A 21,242-nucleotide genomic window follows, 5' to 3' on the forward strand; every position below is an offset into this window, starting at 1 on the left:
CGCACCCAAGACAGGTTTCCCCCGCATGAATCAGACCACGGTCATCGCGACCCGGACCTATCCCGAGCCCAAGGCCATTCTCGAAGTCCTGCATCCCATCACCTGGTTCCCGCCGATGTGGGCCTTCACCTGTGGTGTGGTCTCTTCAGGCGCACCGATCCTGGAGCAATGGTGGCTGCTGATCGCCGGGATCATCCTGGCCGGGCCGCTGATGTGCGCCACCAGTCAGGTCGTCAACGACTGGTACGACCGTGATGTCGACGCCATCAACGAGCCGGATCGCCCCATCCCCTCCGGGCGCATCCCCGGTCGCTGGGGTTTCTATCTGTCGCTGATCTGGACGGTGGTCTCGCTGGCGCTCGCCTATGCGCTCGGTCCCTGGGTGTTCGGCATGGCCCTGATCGGCATGGCCATCTCCTGGGGTTACAGCGCCCCGCCCTTCCGCTTCAAGGGCAACGGCTGGTGGGGCAATCTGGCCGCCGGCATCTCCTACGAAGGTCTGGCCTGGGTCACGGGCGCGGCGGTCATGATCGGCGGCGCCCTGCCCGGCTGGGAGATCCTGGTGCTGGCGCTGCTCTACAGCCTCGGCGCGCACGGCATCATGACGCTTAACGACTTCAAGGCCATCGAGGGCGACATCCAGATGGGCGTGCGCTCACTGCCGGTCCAGCTCGGCGTCGAGAAGGCGGCCTGGTGGGCCTGTGGCGTCATGGGTCTGCCGCAGGCCGTCGTGGTCGCGCTGCTGTTCTCCTGGGACAAGCCGGCCCATGCCATCGCCGTCGGCGTGGTGCTGCTGATCCAGGTCGCCCTGATGGTCCGTTTCCTGGCCCGTCCGGTCGAACGCGCCGTCTGGTTCAGCGGACTGGGCGTCACCGTGTATGTCACCGGCATGATGATCAGCGCCTTCGCCGTGCGCGGGCTGATGACGGCGGCCGGCTGAACCTCGCGGATGCGGGGCGGCGCTGGATGTTCAGCGAAGCGCGCGCCCTCCATCCTCCCTGTCAATCCTGAACGAACGCTCCAGCAACGAGATTCCCCATGTCCAACCTCGAAACCTTCGACGTCGTCGTGATCGGCGGCGGACCGGCCGGCGCGACCGCCGCCAATGATCTGGCCAAGGCGGGCCGCTCGGTGTGCCTGCTCGACCGTGCCGGGCGCATCAAGCCCTGCGGCGGCGCCATTCCGCCTCAGGCCATGCGTGACTTCGATCTGCCCGAATCGGTCCTGGCCAACCGCGTCAGCTCGGCGCGCATGATCTCGCCTTCGGACCGCAAGGTGGACATGCCGATCCAGAACGGCTATGTGGGTCTGGTCGACCGCGAGCACTTCGACGAGTGGCTGCGCGCGCGTGCCGCCGAGTCCGGCGCGACCCGTCGTACCGGCACCTTCGAGAAGATCGAGCGCGATACGGACGGCACGGCGATCGTCGTCTACCGTCCCGGTCAGGGGCGCAACGATTCGCCGAGCGAACAGATCCGGGCGCGCGCCGTCATCGGCGCCGACGGGGCCAACTCCTTCGTCGGCAAGCACTATGTTCCGGGCTATGAGACGGTCAAATACGTCTCGGCCTATCACGAGATCCTGCGCACCCCGCCCGGTTTCGACGGCAGCCGCTGCGATGTCTACTACCAGGGCGACATCTCGCCGGACTTCTACGGCTGGGTCTTCCCGCACGGCGATACCATCAGCGTCGGCGTGGGCACGGCCGTTCCCGGTTTCTCGCTGCGCGCGGCCTGTACCGAACTGAGCCGGCGCGCCGGACTGGGCGATGCCGAGATTCTGCGTCGCGAGGGCGCGCCGATTCCGCTCGAACCGCTCAAGTGCTGGGACAACGGGCGCGACATCCTGCTGGCGGGCGATGCGGCGGGCGTGGTCGCTCCAGCCTCGGGCGAGGGCATCTATTACGCCATGATGGGCGGGCGGCTGGCGGCGCAGGCCGTCGACGAGTTCTGTCGCACCGGCGATCCCAAGGCGCTCAAGCAGGCGCGCAAGCGCTTCATGAAGGATCACGGCAAGGTGTTCTGGGTGCTGGGCATCATGCAGCGCTTCTGGTATTCCAGCGACAAGCGCCGCGAGCGCTTCGTGAGCCTCTGCGCCGACCCGGACATCCAGTATCTGACCTGGGAAGCCTACATGAACAAGCGTCTGGTCAAGGCGCGTCCGGGCGCCCATCTGCGGATCTTCTTCAAGGACATGGCCCATCTGCTGGGTCTGGTGTCGCCGCGTTGAGTGACCTGTTCGCCAGCGGTCGGATCATCGATCTGATCCTGGTGCTGATCGTGGTCGAGGGCCTGGTATTGGCCCTCGTGCACCGGCGCACCGGGCGCGGGCTTCCGCCCTCGGATCTGATCGGCTTTCTGCTGTCGGGGTTCCTGCTGATGCTGGCGTTGCGGGCGGCGTTGGTGGGAGCCTGGTGGGGCTGGATCAGTCTGGCCCTGACCGGATCGCTCATCACCCATCTGGCCGATCTGCTCTGGCGCTGGCGGCGGGCGGGTCGGCGTCCGCCCGGCTGACTCAGGCGGGCGGCATGGCCCGGATGCCCGCCTTGCGCTAGAATGACCTCACTGTCAAAGCCCTCGTAGCTCAGTTGGATAGAGCAATCGCCTCCTAAGCGATAGGTCGCAGGTTCAAATCCTGCCGTGGGCACCAAATCCCCCTGCCGGCCTGAAAGCACTCCTTCTCATCGGCGCCTTACGGGTAGTGGGCAGCGCCATCGTCACCCCGACTCGAAAGCTCACGCCAGATCGGCCCCGCGCTCCGCGTATTTCGCTCTTCGCCCAACGGCTAGCGGCCCTCACGAACGGCTCGACTCCGGCCCCGTGAATACGACTCGGCGCGCAGAATCCATCTGTATGGTGCCAGATGCCGCATCATTCTGTCGCATTTGAACTCAGAGCGCGCACAACATACCAGCCTCGTTCTCGGCACTGAATTCGTCTCCGAAAACCTGGAAGCCTGACTATAATCTGACTGGCTTCTCGGTTCGTGAACAAGCTTGGGGACACATCATGCCTTGGAAGACAGAACACAGAGAAAGATCCTTCGCTCACACGTTCGCTTTCGGTAGCCTCCTGGCGGCAAGCTGCGTCTTATGGATGCCGGCGGCGCAGGCCGATCTGTCCGAACTGGAAGGCGATCACGGCCATCCGTCCCAGACCACCGGGACACCCTCGACACCACCCGCACAGCCGATCGACGACGGCCTCTCCTGTCCGGGCGATTCGCCCTGTATCGAGACCGCGACCCAACTGACGCTGCGGGTGTTGCCTCGCCCCTTCTCGAACATTTACCAGGAGCCGGTCGCCGATGGGGGCGCGATCGTCCAGGCCAATCCGCCGGCCTTCCGTCCGCTCTACGCCTTCGAGCGCCGTGACATCGATCTGCGCGAGGGCGCCGAACCGCGCGGCTGGTATCGCGTCGGGCGGACACGCACCCAGGCCGACGGCTGGATGCAGGCCAAGGATGTCTTCGAGTGGCGTCAGGCGCTGCTGGTCTCCTTCACCCATCCGGGCGATCCGATCGAGGGGCGTCACCCGGTGCTCATGTTCAAGGATCGCGAGACGCTGCAAGCCATCGTCGACGACATGGACATGGCCGCCAGCGCTCAGGCGCTCTACGATGAGATCGATCGCGGCGGAACGCCCGAGGCCGTCATCAGTCTGGAGCCGAAACGCTTCGTCGACATCACGACCCACTTCTACATGCTGCCGATCCTGCAATGGTCGCAGACCCAGATCGATGGCGACGATGTCCGCCTGCTGCAACTGGCCTCGGCCGTTCCGGGCGCGCGCGGCGCCGATACCCTGCAAACGCCTGAGTATCGCGAGCAGGCCCAGACCGGACGCGACACCGCCGATCAGGGCATCGAGGACATCGCCGTCGATATCGTCTTCGTCATCGACACCACGCGCAGCATGCAGCCCTTCATCGATATGACCCGCGACGCGGTGGCCAGGATGGCGCGCAATTTCAGCGAACGCACCCAGGATCGCTTCCGCTTCGGTCTCGTGACCTATCGTGATTCGCTCGAAGCCGTGCCCGCGCTCGACTATCTCACCCGCAATCACACGCCGACCCTGGTCACGGCCGAACGCCTGGCCGAGATCCTGGACACCGACGCCAAGGCGACGCGCGTCGGCAGTCTGGGGTACGACGAGGACGTCTTCGCCGGTGTGGATGCGGCCTTGCGTCAATCCCCCTGGCGCGAGAAGTCGATCAAGTTCGTCATCCTGATCGGTGATGCCAGTTCGCACCTCAAGGGCGATGCGCACAATTCGACCCGCAAGGACGAGACCGATCTACGGCGCGAATACGACGACGCCAACGTCCATCTGCTGGCGATCCATCTCCAGAACCCCAAGGCGGCCGAGGATTTTCCGCGCACCCTGCAGCAGTTCGGCACCCTGGCGCGCATCCGCGGCAACCCATCGGAACAGGCGCTGGAACAGGTCGACACGGCTCAGGAGGACGCCTATCGGCGGCTGGTCGACCGCGTGACCGCCGGCATCAATACCGAACTCGAACGCACGCTGGCGGCCAAGGCTCCGGTCGCGCCGACCTCTCCGGGTTCAGCGACGTCCCCAACCGTGCCGGGCACGCCTCCAGCCGAGACGCCCGAAGTCTTGAGTTCGGTCTCAGGCATCTGGCAGGCGGCCCTGATCGAGTACATCGGCCAGTCGGCCAACCCGCCCAAGGACATCGTCGCCTGGTCGCTCGACCGTGACCTGATCAATCCGGCCGACCGCGCCCTGGAAGTCCGGGTGCTGGTCACACGCGAGCAGTTGAGTTCGCTCGCCCAGGCGCTCGACAGCGTGATGCAGGCACTGATGCGTGCCGAGGTGACGCAGGCGCAGTTCCTCGAATCGCTGCAAAGCGTCTCGGGGCAGGCGATGAAGCGCCCGGACGATCTGGCACAGGCCCAGCGTCTGGCCGATACCGGACTGCTGCCGGCCTTCATCCAGTCCCTGCCCTATCGCAGCGACGTGCTGGCCCTGACCGACGAGATGTTCGCGAGCATGACCGCCGAGCAGCGCGCTCAGTTGGAATGGAGCATCCTGGCCAAGCTCGAACAGTATCGCGCCATCAACGATCAGGTCGACGCCTGGTTCAGGCTCAACGATACGGATGCCGACAGCGACATGGTCTATCCGCTGCACATCGACTATCTGCCCTGAGCGGTCGCTGAAGATGGGCGACGGACAGGCACCCATGGTCCGGATGGAGTCGATTGTCAAGCGGCGCGGTCAGGCCGACAGCGGGTTCGAACTGCGGGTGCCCGAGTTGCGGGTCGACACCGGCGAGGTGGTAGCCCTGATCGGCGAGAGCGGCTGCGGCAAGAGCACGCTGCTGGATCTGATCGCGCTCATCCTCGGGCCCACCTCGGCGGGGCGGTTCTCGCTGCACCTCGCCGGGGAGGGCGCCGGGCAGGATCTGGCGGCGCTCTGGGCTCGGGGTGACGAAGGCGCGCTGGCTGCGCTGCGGCGCGAGGCGCTCGGCTATATCCCGCAAACGGGCGGACTGCTCTCGTTTCTGAGCGTGCGCGAGAACATCCGTCTGCCCTGCCGCATCAAAGGCGTCAGTCTCGCGGATCGCGAACTGGAGACCCTGGCCAAGCGCCTCGGCGTGGCCGAGTGTCTGGATCGCAAGCCGCATGCGCTCTCGATCGGACAGCGCCAGCGGGTCGCGATCCTGCGTGCCATCGCCCATGGTCCGCGTCTGCTGCTGGCCGACGAACCCACGGCCGCGCTCGACAAGCCGCGCGCGCGCGCCGTCCTGGCCGACATGAACGCGCTGGCGCGCCAGCAGCATCTGGCCGTGGTGGTCGTCACCCATGATCTGGATCTGCTGGCCGAGCATGTCGACCGGGCCTATACCTTCGATCTCGAACGCCTCTCGGAATCCGAGACGCGCTCGACCTGCCGCGCCCTGGATGACGCGAAGCGAGTCCCGGCATGAAGACACATCGCCCAGGGCGTGCGCGCCTGGTGCCGGCCCTGGCGGCGGCGCATCTGCGTCACGACTGGATCCTCACGCTCTGTCTGGTCATCGCCCTGACCGCCGTCATCGCACCACTCCTGGTGTTGCTCGGACTCAAGCACGGCACCATCGAGACCCTGCGCGAGCGGCTGGTCGAGGATCCGGTCTATCGCGAACTGCGTCCGACCCAGACCCATCCCTATTCCGAGAACTGGTTCGCGCAGGTCGCGGCCTGGCCGGGCGTGGCCTTTCTGACGCCGACCATTCTGCCGCTGTCCTCGGTGGTGCAGGTGGTGCGGGCTGATGAGACGACGAGCCTGTTCGATCTGATCCCGACGGCGGCCGGCGATCCCTTCTTGCTCGAAAACGGCGTGCCTGTGCCGGGTGAAGACGAGGTGGTTCTCACTGCCGAGGCGGCGCGTCTCAGCGGAGCGACGGTCGGCGACCGGCTCAACGTCCGGGTCAGCCGCACCCGTGGCGGACGCTCAGAGAACGTCCAGGCGGAGTTGAAGGTGGTCGGCATCCTGCCGATCGGTGCCGGCACCCTGACCCGGCTCTATGCGCCATTGGCGTTCGTGCTCGACGTCGAGTCTTATAAGGAAGGCTATGCCACCGCGCGGCGCGGCTGGCCGGGCGATACGCCCGACCCCTATCCCAGTTTCGACGGCGTGGTGCTGCTGCTCGACGAGCCGCTCTCGCCGATCGTGCGCACCGGGGCCATCATCCAGACCGGGTTCGCGCGTATCGGGGAAATCACGCGCGATCAGGCCGAGACGCTGCTGGGTCTGCCGATTCCGCAGCGGCTCCATGCCTACGACCTGAGCACGCCCAACACGCCGATCACCCAATCCAACATCCGCGCCATCCAGACCAAGCTGCGCGGTCGCGAACCACTACTGCTGCCCTATGTCCGCGACCTCGAACTCATCGGTGCTGATGGTCGGCCGTGGCGTCCGGCCGGGCTTTCAGTGGACGCTGCACAGGCCGCGCGGCTCGATCTGCCGCCCGTGCCCTGGGGCGGTTTCCAGGCACGCCGTGAGCGGGCCGAGGAACTGACGTCTGTGCTTTGGCCGACAGACGCAGAGGCAGACACCGGCTCGGACATGGATTCGGACTCCAGCCCGGACGCCGCTCCCCGTCAGGAGACGGATGACGACCTCGCGGTCACGAGTCCGGGACGCGCGGAGCTGTCCTTCATCCTCCGGTCCCTGGGGCCGAGCCCCCTGTCCGAGCCGCTGGCGCCGATCGAACTGCTCGGCATCCTGCGCACGGCTCGGGATCGGGCCGTGACCTATGTCGCATCGGGCGGACGCTTCGAGATGCAGCGTGCCGGCTATCGGGGATTCCGGCTCTATGCCGCCGGCCTCGACGATGTGCCGCGACTCTATCGGCGTCTGCGCGAGCAGGGTCTGGAAGTCGATGCCGCGATCGAAGCCATCGAACGCATCCAGGTGCTCGACGGCGGAGCGACGCGCCTGTTCTGGCTGATCGCCCTGCTCGGGCTGTGCGGCGGAACGGCGGTGCTGGTCGCCAGTCTCTATGCCGCCGTCGATCGCCTGCGCGCCGAACTCGGCATCATCCGGCTGCTCGGGCTGTCGCGCGCGCATGTGGCCTTCTTCCCGATCGTCGAGGGACTCATGATCGCGGCCCTGAGTCTGGCGGTCAGCTTCGGCGCCTATGGCGCGCTCGCCGCCGTCATCAATCGCAGCTTCGCCAACGAGCTGGCGCCGGACGAGCGCTTCTGCGCCCTGCCCGCCTCACTGATTGCGCCCATCGTGCTGACCACACTGCTGCTGGCCTGTCTGGCCGCGCTGGTCGCGGCCTGGCGCTCAACCAACATCGATCCGTCGGAGGTCGTCCGTGCCGATTGAACGCCGTTCGATCCAGGGTTTGCGTCCGCTATTCGGACGGCTCGGGTTCTGTCTCTGCCTGTGCCTGATCGCCGTCCCTGTGCTCGCCGAACCGCCGCCGCGCACACCCGACAACCCCAAGCCGGCCGAGGGCGATGTCGTCATCGACCTGCCCAACGCATCCCAACTCGTCTTCCGGCGTCTGGCGGTGCCCGGTCCCGGCTTTTGGGGCGATCAGCAGCGCGTCATCCAGATCGGCGATGCCACAGGCGGGATCTTCGAGGGACTGCAACGCACCCAGATCAGCGGTTCTTTCCCAAACGCCGACGGCACCGGCTGGGAGATCCTGCTGGCCAAATACGAGCTGACGCGCGGTCAATACATCGCCGTCATGGGTCTGGAGCGTCTGCTCGCGGTCAGCGCCGATCCCGAGGATCAGAAGATCCCGACCCTGGACGGACGCGCCAAGCGCGAGGCCCTGATGCGTCCCCTGGCCTCGGTCAGCCATCAGGACATCCAGGACTTCATCCGCACGCTCAATCAGTGGCTGTTCGACCCCGCGCATCCGGAGCACGCCGCCAAGCTGCCGAAATATGACGGTGTCCCCGGCTTCATCCGTCTGCCGACCGAAGAAGAACTGGAATACGCCACGCGCGGCGGTCAACCGGCCCTCGAAGCCGGCACCTTCGATGATCGCCTGCCCTTCGATGCCGCTCGTATCGACGAGTACGCCTGGCATCTGGGCAATGCCAAGCATCAGTTGCGCCCGATCGGTCTGCGCCAACCCAATGATCTGGGCCTCTACGATCTCATCGGCAACGCGCAGGAGATGACCACGGGCGTCTTTCGTCCCGAGATCTGGCAGGGCAAGCCGGGCGGCGTAGCGGTACGCGGCGGGAGCGTCTCGACACCGCCTGCCGATCTGCGCAGTTCCTTACGCGCCGAACTCGACGTCTATGCCTGGAAACCCGACGAGGGCCGGATCGAGGAACGGCGCTCCTACAACACGGGCGTGCGTCTGGCGATCGGCTCGAACGTGGTTCTGACGACCGCGCAGCGCAAGGCGCTGGAGGATGAATATCTCGCCTACCGTAACGAGACGCGACGCGCCATGCCGGTCGGCCGCACGCTCGACAACCTGGTCGCCCAGGCCAGTGTGCAGCTCGGCACCGTCGATCCCATCATCGAACGGCTGATGGCCGAGAACCCGTCACTGCGCGAGCCGCTGCAAACGGTCCAGGTCTACATGGACCGGGCGCGCGACCGACTCGAACTGGCCCAGCGCGAGAGCGCCCGCAGTCTCGCCCAGGACGCGGCGCGCAACGGCGTCAATCTCAGCGTCTATCTCTCGCGCCTGGAACGTCTGGCCGCCACCCTGGAATCGGCCCGGAAGCTCGCCGAACTCTCGACCCGCTATCAGGACCAGGTCGAGGCCGTCGAACGTTCGATCCGGGAGATCGAGACCGCCGCGCGCGAACAGTTGCAGGGCTATCGCGACAAGATCGCCAAGCTCGGCGAGTACGAGCCGGACTATATCGCCCACGCCTTCGCGGCACTGGGCGAACGCGAGCTTCCGGTGCGCGAACGCGCGGTGATGGAACTGCTCGCCGTCCATGTCGAGGAGTTCGCCGAACAGCGCCGGGCCGACCCCGAACGCTGGATGGAGGAGTTCCGTGCACGTTTCAAGGACTTTCAGGACCAGAGCCACTGAATCCCGCCCCAAACACCCGAGGACATCGACCATGACCCAATCGACGCCCAGCTCGACCCGCATCCTGCCCTGGCTGCTGAGCGCAGCACTCGTCACGGGGTGCGCCAATATCCAGGACGACCAGAAACGCACCCAGGCCGAGGGAGCGGCGGCCGGCGCCGTGCTCGGCGCGCTCGTCGGCTATGCCATCGACAGGGAACGCGGCGCGGCCATCGGCGCCCTGATCGGCGGCGGCGCCGGTTTCGTCGTCGGCAACGAGATCGCCAAGCGCAAGAAGGCCTATGCCAATACCGAGGATTTTCTGAATGCGCAGATCGCCCGCGTGGCCGAGTTCAACCGCACCACACTCGCCTACAACGACAAACTGCACCGCGAGATCGCCAGTCTCGATCGTGAATCCAAACGCTTGCAGGCCCAGTACAAATCCGGTGCGGTGAAGAAACAGACGCTGGTCAGCAAGCGCAATGCCCTGAATGAGAAGATCGCCGGCAGCAAGAAGCTCGAACAGACCCTGGTCCAGGAACAGCAGGTTCAGTCGCAGATCCTGGCCGATGAGCGCAAGACACGCCCGGCGAACGATCCCTATATCCGCAAGCTCGAACACGAGGTCAAGACGCTGCAAGGCAACATCGATACGCTGCGCAGCAACAACACCCAGTTGGCCCAGATCGATCCGAGGTTGTCGGTATGAAGCCGTCCATTGGCTGGTCGATGGCACTCATCGCACTCTGGCTCAGCGGCTGCGCCTCGGTGTCCACCGATCCGCGCGAAGGCGGACTGGCGGGAGGTATCAAGGGTCTGAGCACGGGCGCCTATGACGCGCGCATCCAGGAGCGCGAGGATCGTCTGGCGGTTCTGCGTCAGGTTCAGGGCGAGCTGGAGACAGAGCGCAATGATCTCGAGTACACCAAGGCCCAGCGTCAACGCAAGGTTGCCGCCGAGCGTGCGCGCGTGCGCCGGATGAACCGCGACATCGCCGCTCTGAACCAGCGGGTCGACAGCCTCTCGGCTTCCGCGAACCGCAACGATCAGCGGGTCCGGACACTGCGCACGCGGGTTCCGCAGATCCAGAGCCAGTCGGCACGGCTGCAATCGGATCTGGATGCGCTGGAGGGCAGCGGTCTCGGAGACTCGGAGGCCGATCTGCGGCGCGCCCAGCTCGAACAGCAGCGGGCGTCATTGCAGGCTGAGTACGACCTGCTCAACCAGATGTCGCTGGATCTGGCCCGGTGACAAGGCACCGGACGCGCGCAGTCCGCACACTGGCGTTTCTGGCCGCTTGCGCGTTCGCGCTCACGGCCGGAGGCGCCGGGGTTCCGCTCGACGAGATCCGCCAGGTGTTGCGCGAGCAGGCACTGACGGCACCGGCAGAGTCGCGCTTGCGCGACCTGGACGCGACGAATCTCGCCATCGGGTTGCAGGCCATCGACCCGGCGGCGCGCTATTTTCCGCGCGCGCTCTATCGCTCGCCGAATCAGGGCCGCGACGCCATGAGCGGCATCGGCGCCGAACTCCTGCCGAGCGGTGACGATCTCTGGCTGCTGCCGTTCCAGGGTGGCGCGGCGGCGACGGCCGGTCTGACCGATCGCGCGCGACTGCGGACGATCGATGGTCGACCCATCGCGGGCTTGAGTCGGGATGAGATCGCCCAGCGACTGCGGGGGGCGGAGGGCTCGCAGGTCGTGGTCGGCGTCGAGGAGGCGGATGGTGGCGAGCGGCGTCTGACGATCGAACGCCGGTCGTTCCGCCCGCTGGATGTCGAGCTGGTGCAGCCGGGCGCGCATCGCATCCTGCGCGTGCGTGAGTTCGTCGCCGGACTCACCCGCCCCGCCCTGCTGGCCACGGTGGACTTCATCGAGAACACCGCCACTCACCAACCCGAGCACGCACCGCTCATCCTCGATCTGCGCGACGCGACAGGCGGCGATCTGTTCGAGGCTCTGGATATCGCCGCGCTCTTTCTGCCCGAGGGCGCGCATCTGGCGACCCTGGTGGCGCGCGGCGGGGTGACGAAGACGCTCCGCGCTCCTGCGGGTACGGATCTGGAACAGCCGTTGATCCTGCTGATCGGGCCGGGCACGGCCAGCGCCGCCGAGATCCTGGCCGGCATCCTGCGCGACCACGGGCGCGCCCGGCTCGTCGGCCAAACGACCTACGGCAAGTGCGACTCGCAAACCGACGTGCGTCTGTCCGACGGTTCGGTGCTGCGCTTCACCAACCGGGCGGTGCGCCTGCCGAGTGGCGAACACTGCTCCGGCGTCGGGGTCGCGCCCGATCTCTCAGTCGATACGGCCACGCTGAATGATCTGTCACGACTGGTCCCGAGGGCCATTGGAGCTGCTCATGTGCGCTAGCCGGCACCCATCCCTGTTTTGGCACCTGGTACTGTCAGCGTTCGCTCTGCTGGTGACACTGGCCGTGCCGGCCCCGGCCTGGTCGGACGATCCGGAAGCCGAGTTTCATGCGCTCGACTACAGGATGCGCGAGTGGGAAAGAATTCGCCAAAGTACCCAACGCATCGTCATTCCGCAACACTTCGAGCGGGATCTGGCGCGCTGGGAGCAGTTGTCCGGTCAGCTCGGTTTGAAAAAAGCCAAACAGGCCGGTGATATCGCCGAAGCCGAGGCGGCCAAGAATGCCCTGTTCGAAGTCATCAAAAGCGAAAAGACCGTCGAACTCGCTCTCAAGAGTGTCGACTTGGCCATCGAATCCGCTCAGCGCGAGCATGATTTCTATGCCGAGTGGGAGCGCAGCGCCTCCATCGATACGGGCGTCGCGATCACTGGAAACGATGCGGCAAGCGAGCGTGAAAAGCGGCGATTGAAATTCCAGCAGCTCAAGGACGAAGCCGTTGCGCGACAGCGTGAACTCCGTCAGCACATGGCGCGACTGGAGCAGCAGAAAAGTCACCTGACGCACTTCAAGTCGAGCGCCAAAGCGCTACTGACGGCCAAGGATATCAGCAGCGATGTCGAGCAGGGCAATTTCTTCGAGGCGGCTGAAAAAGCGATCGATCAGGGCAGCGCACTGGCCGAGACCTATTATTCCAAAGAAACCTTCGATGCCGTCTCCGAACGGCTGGAGGTCGGCAAGGGTTTTCTCGGCACGGCACAAAAGCTCAAGGATGGAAACTATCTCGACGGATCGATCTCGGCACTGGATACGGTCGACAAGCTCCTGACCGACCACTCGTCAAAGCTCAAAAAGGAAACCGAGACACTGCGACTGTTCATGGAGTCGGATTTCACGGATCAAGCCCTGAAGAAGCAAGCCTTACAGGTCATCTCCATCGCGAACGACCGCAAGAACCAGATGGAAGCCGCCATGGCTTTCAAGAACAAGGTGAAGTTTTCCTCCAAGGCGCTGCGTGAATTCAGGGAGGTCGTCAACGCCGTTCGTCTGATCGATGCCGAGATCCAGCATTACCAATCCCTGGCCGCTGTTCCAGGGCGCTCGGAGACGACGACCAAACTCATCTATGGCATGGAAGTCCTGGGCGGCGCCTTCGATCGACTGGCCGACAAACTGCCGCCCGGTTTGAAGGAAACGGTTGGAGAATTCCTGCATTTTTATGCCGATGCGCTGCGTCTTGGCAACAGCATCGATCAACTGGTCAGAGATTATTTCAAGAACAAGGGCTACTGCGACAACGATCAGGGCGATCATGCTTGGTCGGTTGCAACCAAGCATATTTTGAAAACCTGGCCGAGGGGCGAGCTGTGCCTCAATTTCGCGCCTGAGTTCGCCCAATCCGGACTGGCCGTCTATGAAAACACGGGAGAAGGAGCCGTAGATCCAATCTATTTCTTCATCCCGAACTGGGGTGACATTCCGGTCGACCTGACGCGCAGTCAATATGCCCGACTCGTCAAGATCGCGTCAGACTATACGGCCTACGCGCATTATGTCGAATCGAGTTATCGGCTGACAGCGAGCGATCTCGGGCAGATCATTGCGGCCATCAAGTCCGGGAGCAAGCACTTTACGCTCAATGACGGCTATCTCAGCGACACCACGATCGACATCGATGATCTGGCGCGCGATGTCGACGCGCTGATGCATCTCCGATCCGCACTGGGCGAGGAATTGAACGCCGGCAATCATCGCGCCATGATCGATGCCTGGCTGAAGTATTCACAAGACATCGAATTCTACGATCGACTCTACAGATCCACCTGTGAATTCGATCTGATTCCAGACAACAGCGTCCGGCACCGGCTGTTCGTCATCTGGCTCAAAGACAACGCCCAATACCGGCGTTTCATCGAACGTCAGCGTTATGCGAATCCCGCGTCCAAGTGCCGAGAATCCGTCGCCGACGACCCGGATGTTCCGGAGCAAAAGCCGGGGGAAAAGGATGAGGACGATTCGATCATCACGCCCCCTGAACCGGCGGCCAGTTGTTCCTACACCTACTCAGACTGGGGCGACTGCAACCGCACCACCAAGACCCAGACGCGAACGGTCACAGCCCGCGAGCCGGCCGGCTGCGCGGAGCGCCGGACGCCAACCCTCGAACAGTCCTGCACTCCCCCGCCGACTGAGGAGGAACTGCGCCACCGCTATTTCAACTGCCTCTGTCGCTGCTCCAGCGGCTGGGCGGGACACATCGGCGTCTGGTACGACCCCGAGGGCAAATCCGTTCCCGAATGCGAGAGTTCCGGACCCTGCTTCGGCGGCGCCGGCGCCTTCGGCTGCACCCGCCGGCATTTCTTCGCCGGGCCGAGCGACTGCGCCAAGGGCTGTTGGGAAGGCTCCTGGGGCAAGGGCACCTATGACCCGGCCAAGGCCGATGCGTTGCGCAAAGGCGAGAACCGCCAATACAAGAAACCCCTGAGCGTCCAGATCGAGGCGTCCAAGAACCCGGCCGATTTCGGCGACATCGTCGACCTGACCGCCAAGACCTCGGAAGGCTCGGGCGGCTACAGCTGGAGCTGGAGCGGCTGTGCCGAAGACGCCGCAAAAGACCGAGCCAAGGTGCCCTTCACCCAATCATGCCGACCCTGCACGGCCAATGTCACGGTCACGGATCAGGACGGCGATACGGCCTCCGACTCGCTGCCGGTGCAATGTACCGCGCTCAGCGTCAAGCTGACCAAGGAGCGTCCGGCCGAAAACACCATCCCGGTCGGCGACAAGGCGGCGCTGCTCGCCGAGGTGTTCTCGGGCGATCAGCCGGCCGGCGGTCGCTTCGCCTATTACTGGGAGCCGAACCCCGACGTCCAGTACGGCGGTGATCCGAAGAACCCGAGCTACGAGACCAGCGGCGGCGCGCAATCGCGCAACACGGCGCTGTTCCGTCAGACCGGCGCCACCCCGGTCTGGGTCACGGTGCTCAAGCAGGTCGGCGAGACCAAGGTCACAGTGGGCGAGTCCGAACAGATCCTGATCGACGTGATCAGCCCGCAACTCAGCCTCAAGGCCGACAAGACCAGCCCGCTGATCGGCGAGACGGTGGTACTCACCGTCGAGGAAACGCCGAAGATGAGCGACGATCTGGTCAGCTTCTGGTGGGAATACAGCGGCGAGGCCAGCAACCCAGGTGTCCACCCCAATACGCCCAACAGCCGCGCCTGGTCGTACAAGCCCAGGAACGACAAGCCCGTCACCATCACCGTGCATGCCAAATCGAAGGACAGCGGCGAGGAACTCGACAGCGCCTCTCTCACCCTCACCGCACGACGCATCCAGGTCAGCGTCAGCGGACCCAAGATCGCCGGTCCGGCGCCCATGATCTGGAAGCCGGGAGTCGGTCTGGTCGCCGCCGAACGTCAGGTCGCCGAGCAACAGCGGGTCGAGTTCGCCGCCACGCTCAACCCGTCCGTCGACAATCCGCGCTACCAGTGGCGGATCGAGCCGTCCGGCTGTTCGATCCATTCACCGAGCTCGCGCGACACCGGCGTCACCTGCGCCGGCACCGGCCGCTACAGTCTCAGCGTGACCGTAAAGAACGCCGACGGTGCCGAGCTGGGCATCGGCGCCGGTCAGCTCAGTGTCAGCGTCTCGCAGGCCTCCGTGGACTCCGGTCGGAAGACGGCCAAGGCGATCGAGGAAACACTCGCGCAGGCCCGCGAACAGGCCGGGCGCGGACGTCTGGACGAGGCGCTGTCGCTCGCCAAGCAGGCGCTCGCACTCGATCCCGCCTATGCGCCGACCAAGCAGTATGTCGCCAGTGTCGAGAAGGCCAAATCCAGTCTCGATCGCGACATCGCCGCCATCGAACAACTCATCGGGCAGGGCAAGCTGGACGCGGCACGCTCACGGCTCGACACGCGCGCGAAGGCGTTCCCCGAATATCCCCCGCTCATTGAAACCCGGAAGCGATTGGAACACGCGCTCGCGTCCTCCCGTAAGGAGGGTGGCAATACGGCGGCCAAGGGAGGCGACAAAACCTTCGACAACGGCAACATCTACGGTGTCCAGAACGGACCGACCTCACCCACGACCTTCGAGCTGAAGCAACCGCGCATTCTGACACTGATCCAGAACTACCACTGGAACTCGGGTCGTGGCGCGACACCCGGCACCCTCGCCCTGCGCGACGCCCAGGGTCGCCAATACGGCCCCTGGCCGGCCGAGGGCAGTCCGGGGCAGGGCGGCGTGCCCAATGCCTACTGGACGGCGCGTCCCATGATCCGGTTGCCGGCCGGCGTCTACACGGTCATCGACTCAGATCCGGCGTCCTGGGCGCAGAACGTGCAATCGGACGGACGCGGCTTCACGCGCATCGAGACCCAGCCGCCCGATGCGACGACGAACGCCATGCCATCAGGATTCATCGGTGAATGGGACACCAACTGGGGACCAATGCGGCTGGAGCCTGATCCGGACTCACCGAATGCCATCCGAGGAACCTACACGCATGACAGCGGGCGTATCTCCGGTCGACTCTCCGAGGATGGACGCCGCCTCACAGGCACATGGTCCGAGGCGCCCTCCTATGCGCCGCCCCGAGACGCCGGACGGCTGACTTTACAGCTTGCCGATGATCAGGGCTCCTTCACCGGAATCTGGGGCTATGGTGACCAGGACATGACCGGCGAGTGGTCTGGAACACGCCGGCACGAACCATGACGACATCCATACACCAACCATAGAGGACAAGACGATGCGCGATCGAAGACACAACGACTGGCGCTGGCTGTCCGCCGGACTGCTGCTCCTCCTGGCTCAGGGCGGCGTCTCGGCCCGCGAGACCTTCGAGGTCATGGAGGTCGAGGGCCGGGTCGAACAGGCGACGGGGCCGGCCGAATTGCAGCAGCTCGATGCCGAGAACCGGGTCACGGTCCGCGCCCTGATCGGATTCGGCCGTCTGCCCGAACCGCTCAGGAAACTGGTGCTCGAACTGCGGGGACTGGGTGTCGATGCCCTGGGCGCGGGTGCCAACGAGATCCGCGACTTCATCGCCCAGGCCGAAGCCGGGACGCTGAAAGCGGACCCGCAACAGTTGCAGGCGCTGCTGGCCCTGCTCGAACACCGCGACTATCTTGACTGGACACCGCTGGCCCCAGGCGCCACGGTCGAACTCGACGCGCGTGACTGGATTCGCGGCGATGGACGCGCCGTGCTGCAAGCGGCGTCCGGCCAGCGCCAGACGCTCGCGGCCGAGGAACGCCCGAGCCAGGCCGGCTCCACCGGCGCCGGCCCGGATCGGGAGCCGATCGCACCCGCGACCCCGATCGACGAAACAGTCGCTACCGTCCCGACCGAGCGGATCTGGACGAGCGACGGTCCGGGGATGCGTGTCTTCGACCATCGCCGCCCGGATCGCGGACTGTCGCTGGAGACGCTGGAAGCGGCCAGCCTCGCCGCCCTGCCCGATGGCGGCTATGTCGCGGCCGGCAGCGTCCAGGGGCCGGGGGGACGCGAGATTTGGGCCGCGCGCTTCGATGCCAATCAGGATCTGCTGTGGTCGCGCGCACTCGGCGGCGCCTTCGATCTGCACGTCACGGCCGCGACCGCGCTGGGCGACGAGGGTGTTCTGATCGGCGGCTCGCTCAACGAGAAACAGGCCGGGTTCCTGATCGCCCTGGACGCTCAGGGCGAACCGCGCTGGACACAGGTGCTGGGCGGGTCGACAGACACCCCTGCCGAGGTGCCGCTGGCACTGGCCACCGATGCCGCCGGCAACGCGCTCATGGCCGGCGAGACCCTTGCCGCCGATCGTCCACCCCAGGGCTTCGCGGCGCTCATCGCCGCCGATGGTCAGCCGGGATGGCGCCTCGACCTGCCTGCGACCGCCGGTGTGCGATCCGTCATCCTCACCGACACCGGCTGGTCGATCGCCGGCGCATCGGCCGGCACGTCCGGCGCACCCTGGGCAGCCGGTCTCGACCCGACGGGACATCTGACCTGGGAACGGACTTATGCCGATCTCGCGGCGCGTGGCGAACCCGTCCTGGCCGGTCTGGACGATGGCGGAATCGCGCTGGCGGTTCGAAGCGCCGAGGGCCATGGCGATCAGCTCTGGCTGCGCCGGCTTTCTCCCGACGGCGAGCCGCTGGAGACCCGGCGGCTGAGTCTGGCGTTCGGCGAGCAGGACGGTCTCGACACCCTGACGCGCCTGACGCGCGACGCCGAAGGTGCGTTGTGGCTCGCCGGCATGACCCAGGGACAGGACGCCTGGCTCGCGCGCCTGTCGAGCACGGGCGAGGTGCTCTGGAGCGGCCGCTATGGCCGCGCGGCCCTGGATCGCTTCACTGATCTGCATGTCCGGCCCGATGGTCTGATCGCCGTCGGCTACACCCAATCCGAGGACACCGACGCCCGTGGCCTGTGGGTCGTGACGCTCGACGCCACGGGTCAGCCGCGCCCCGCTCCCGAATACTCACCGGCGGCGCGCGACCTGATCGCCCGTTTCGAGTCCAACCTTGCATCGCTGGACGATGACGTGCGCCTCGGCGGCGCACCGCTGATCAGCCAACAGGCGGATGGCGGGTTGCGCTTCGCCCTGCCCTTCCTGCGCATCGACGATGGGCCATCCGACTCCAATGAATCGACCTCGCTGGATCTGAACTGGCTGCGTGTCGACTTGACCCCTGGGGCTGTTCCGAACACCTGGCAGGCCACCATCGACTGGCCCGAGACCCTGACACTGCGCAACGGCGACGGCAACGAGATCGGTACGGTCCGCACCGCCGGACATCGCCTGGAACTGGACTGGCCGGCCCCCGATGCCCTGCCCACACGCCTGGATTTCACCCTCGAAGATCTCCAGGTGCACATCGACGGTCAGGCCCGACTCCAGCCCATCCATCAGGCCCTCGGCCTCCCGCAGGGTCCGGACAGCCTGGGAAGCGATGACACCGACCTGGGGCTGATGACACTGGGTGCGCTGCATCTGGCGATCACCCCGGAATCGGCGCCTGAAGCCGCGCGCACGACAACCTCACAGTCCATGGAACTGGCCGATCTGCGCATCCAGAGCCGCTCGGGAACCGACACCGTGCAGCTCGGCGGTCTGCGCGTCAGCGCCGACTATCGTGACCTCGATCTGGCCGCGCTCACCACCGGCTATGGCTCACTGCTCGAACTGATCGAGTCCGATACCGAGACACCGGACATCGAGACGCTGCGCCAGACGATCGAACGCCTGCTCCAGGCCAGCGGCCAGGTCGAGACCTCCGTCGTCATGACCGATTTCGCCGCGAATCTGCCCAGTGAGGACATCGACTACCGGATCGCTGAATTCAGCGTCTCGGCCCAGGGCGGCCCGGCCGACGCGGCCGGTCGGTTGTGGAATCTGCGGACCGGCTATGGGTTGCGCGGCCTGACGATGAAAGAGGACGGGCAGGACAACAGGATCGATGCCTTCAGTGTCGATCTCGCCATCGACCGGCTCGCGCTGGCCGCGATCCTGGATGTCGCGCTGGCTCAGGCGCTCGAGCAGCCGCCCGCCGAGGCCAGTCTGGCACAGGTGCTCGGGCAGCCGGTCGCGGGCGCGAAGCTGGGCTTCGCGATCGACGCCCTGCACATTGCCACACCGGATGAGCCGCCGGTGAATGTCGATGCCATGCACTTTGCGCTGGCCCTGAGCGACGCCAATGGCCCAAGGCCCCAACTGACACTGCGCTACGACCACGCCGGTATCGGACCGATTCCCGATCTGCCGCCCGAGCTCGTTCCGGGCAAGGTCGACCTGGGTCTGGTGCTGTCGGGGCTGGCGCCCAGCACCCTGGCGCCGGTCCTGCTCCAGGGCGAACCCGATCCGGCTCAGATCCTCGGGCTACTGGCGCAACAGGCCGCCCGGCTCGACATCGAGACGATCGACGTCGACATGCCTGGAACCGGGGTCCGGATCACGGGCGTGGCCAACGCCGAGGAGACCGCCGCGCCGGATGATCCCGGCCTGATCCGCCTGGATCTCGACATCCAGGTGCGCGACTTCGATACCCTGATCGCGCGGATCGGCGAGACCCTGTCGCCCGACGAACAGCGCGACCTGAACGCCACGGCGGCCCTGATCAAGCTGATGGGCAACGAAGAGCCGCAGGCCGATGGTTCGACGCTGCACCGCTTCGAGGTGACAGGTGACAGCACCGGGGAGCTCAAGGTCAACGGCAAGGATCTCACGCCGATCCTCGAAGCGGTCCAGTAGCCGATGGCCGGCCGGGAGCCGGATGAAACGCAGCCTCGATCGCGGCCCGGATCGCCGACTCCCGGCGCTCGATATCGGCGACCAGGGCGAACTGGATGCGCGCCTTGATCAGATTGCGTCCCGGCCGGTCGACCTTGAAATAACGGTCGCCCTGGAGGTGATCGGTGAGGAAGCGTAGACCCAGCTCGAAGGGCATCACCCGGATGCCGTCGAACAGGCACGCGATGTCCCCATCGCTCAGCCAGCCGCGCGTCGCCTCGGCATAGCCGGCGAGGATCGCCTCGGCGAGCGCGAGATCGAACCGAACCTTCGAAGGATCGGTCTCGCCCTCGCCGAGAGCATTGCAGCAGGAACGCAGACAGTCGCCCAGATCGTGCTGGATCAGCCCCGGCTGCACGGTGTCCAGATCGATCAGCGCCAGCGCGCGCCGCCCGTCCAGGTCGAAGAGGATGTTGTCGAGCTTGGGGTCGCCGTGGGTCAGACGCGGCGCGATCCGGCCGGCCTGCACGGCACGATCCAGCGCTTCGGCCAGATCCAGCCGCGCCTCGATGAAGTCCAGGAGCGGGGCGCTCTCTGGCGCGGCAACTCCCGGATCGGACAACGCGCGCAGACGTTCGAGATAGCCCGCTGTGTCGTGATAGCCCGGCAGCGTAACCGCGAATTCCCGGCTTGGCAGCGCCGCCGCCCAGCGATGGAAGCGCCCGAGCACCCGGCCGACTTCGCGCGCCTGAGGCGCGCCCTGGAGCCGGGACAGAGTGCGGGTGTCGGGAACGAAATCCATCAGGCGCCAGACCGACCCCGCGTCATCGCGCACGAAGCTCGCGTCATCGCGGGTCCGGATCAGGGCCGGCACATGCAGTCCGAGCGATGCGGGCGGCTCGGGATGGCGCGCCAGTCGCGCCAGATTGGCCATGATCCGCTCCGGCTCGGGAAAGACCCGGCCATTGATGCGCTGGAGCACATAACGGCGTCCGCCCGCGTCCAGCCGATAGGTATCGTTGATCAGACCACAGCCCAGCGGAGCGATGGGGCCAAGGGGCGGATCGATCGCAAAGTGCTCGCACAGCGCGATCAGAGAACGGACATCGGCTGACATGACAAGCGCCTC

The 21,242-nt window shown here is 65.9% G+C and carries 13 protein-coding genes and 1 tRNA gene; 13 read left to right on the forward strand and 1 reads right to left on the reverse strand.

The genetic code is table 11. The features are described 5' to 3' along the window. Window positions 1–25 precede the first annotated feature (25 nt). From chlG to ALVIN_RS13265, 13 genes are all read left to right on the forward strand, one after another. Window positions 26–940, forward strand: a complete 915-nt coding sequence (gene chlG, locus ALVIN_RS13205; protein WP_043795674.1) for a chlorophyll synthase ChlG — start codon at window positions 26–28, stop codon at window positions 938–940. A gap of 98 nt (window positions 941–1,038) precedes the next feature. After that, window positions 1,039–2,229, forward strand: a complete 1,191-nt coding sequence (locus ALVIN_RS13210; protein ID WP_012971823.1) for a geranylgeranyl diphosphate reductase — start codon at window positions 1,039–1,041, stop codon at window positions 2,227–2,229. Next, on the forward strand, window positions 2,226–2,513 hold the full coding sequence (locus ALVIN_RS13215; RefSeq protein WP_012971824.1) for a hypothetical protein: 288 nt from the start codon (window positions 2,226–2,228) through the stop codon (window positions 2,511–2,513). Before ALVIN_RS13210 ends, ALVIN_RS13215 begins: the two co-directional genes overlap by 4 nt. A 59-nt stretch (window positions 2,514–2,572) precedes the next feature. Further along, window positions 2,573–2,649, forward strand: a tRNA-Arg gene (locus ALVIN_RS13220). A 446-nt stretch (window positions 2,650–3,095) separates the two neighbouring features. After that, window positions 3,096–5,174, forward strand: a complete 2,079-nt coding sequence (locus ALVIN_RS13225; protein ID WP_050750334.1) for a vWA domain-containing protein — start codon at window positions 3,096–3,098, stop codon at window positions 5,172–5,174. A gap of 13 nt (window positions 5,175–5,187) precedes the next feature. Beyond that, window positions 5,188–5,955, forward strand: a complete 768-nt coding sequence (locus ALVIN_RS13230; protein WP_012971826.1) for an ABC transporter ATP-binding protein — start codon at window positions 5,188–5,190, stop codon at window positions 5,953–5,955. Further along, window positions 5,952–7,847 (forward strand): FtsX-like permease family protein, encoded by a 1,896-nt coding sequence (locus ALVIN_RS13235; RefSeq protein WP_012971827.1) that lies wholly within the window; start codon window positions 5,952–5,954, stop codon window positions 7,845–7,847. Before ALVIN_RS13230 ends, ALVIN_RS13235 begins: the two co-directional genes overlap by 4 nt. Then, a complete protein-coding gene (locus ALVIN_RS13240; protein WP_012971828.1) occupies window positions 7,837–9,537 on the forward strand; it encodes a formylglycine-generating enzyme family protein in 1,701 nt (566 codons plus the stop codon). The genes ALVIN_RS13235 and ALVIN_RS13240 overlap by 11 nt, the downstream gene beginning before the upstream one ends. A gap of 31 nt (window positions 9,538–9,568) precedes the next feature. Beyond that, window positions 9,569–10,228, forward strand: coding sequence for a glycine zipper domain-containing protein (locus tag ALVIN_RS13245; protein ID WP_012971829.1), 660 nt, complete (start codon window positions 9,569–9,571; stop codon window positions 10,226–10,228). Further along, window positions 10,225–10,770: a hypothetical protein gene (locus tag ALVIN_RS13250; RefSeq protein ID WP_012971830.1), complete on the forward strand. Its 546-nt coding sequence runs from the start codon at window positions 10,225–10,227 to the stop codon at window positions 10,768–10,770. The genes ALVIN_RS13245 and ALVIN_RS13250 overlap by 4 nt, the downstream gene beginning before the upstream one ends. Then, window positions 10,767–11,891: a S41 family peptidase gene (locus ALVIN_RS13255; RefSeq protein WP_012971831.1), complete on the forward strand. Its 1,125-nt coding sequence runs from the start codon at window positions 10,767–10,769 to the stop codon at window positions 11,889–11,891. Before ALVIN_RS13250 ends, ALVIN_RS13255 begins: the two co-directional genes overlap by 4 nt. Beyond that, the gene (locus ALVIN_RS13260; protein ID WP_012971832.1) at window positions 11,881–16,611 is read left to right on the forward strand and encodes a coiled-coil domain-containing protein; all 4,731 of its coding nucleotides are present in this window, start codon (window positions 11,881–11,883) and stop codon (window positions 16,609–16,611) included. Before ALVIN_RS13255 ends, ALVIN_RS13260 begins: the two co-directional genes overlap by 11 nt. Window positions 16,612–16,645: 34 nt before the next feature. Further along, entirely contained in the window at window positions 16,646–20,134 is a 3,489-nt protein-coding gene (locus ALVIN_RS13265) for a PQQ-binding-like beta-propeller repeat protein (RefSeq protein WP_012971833.1), read from the forward strand. Here ALVIN_RS13265 and ALVIN_RS13270 read toward each other — a convergent pair. Beyond that, window positions 20,106–21,230 (reverse strand): phosphotransferase enzyme family protein, encoded by a 1,125-nt coding sequence (locus ALVIN_RS13270; protein ID WP_012971834.1) that lies wholly within the window; start codon window positions 21,228–21,230, stop codon window positions 20,106–20,108. The genes ALVIN_RS13265 and ALVIN_RS13270 overlap by 29 nt on opposite strands. Window positions 21,231–21,242 lie beyond the last annotated feature (12 nt).

The sequence above is a fragment of the Allochromatium vinosum DSM 180 genome (assembly GCF_000025485.1).
Lineage (GTDB): Bacteria > Pseudomonadota > Gammaproteobacteria > Chromatiales > Chromatiaceae > Thermochromatium > Thermochromatium vinosum.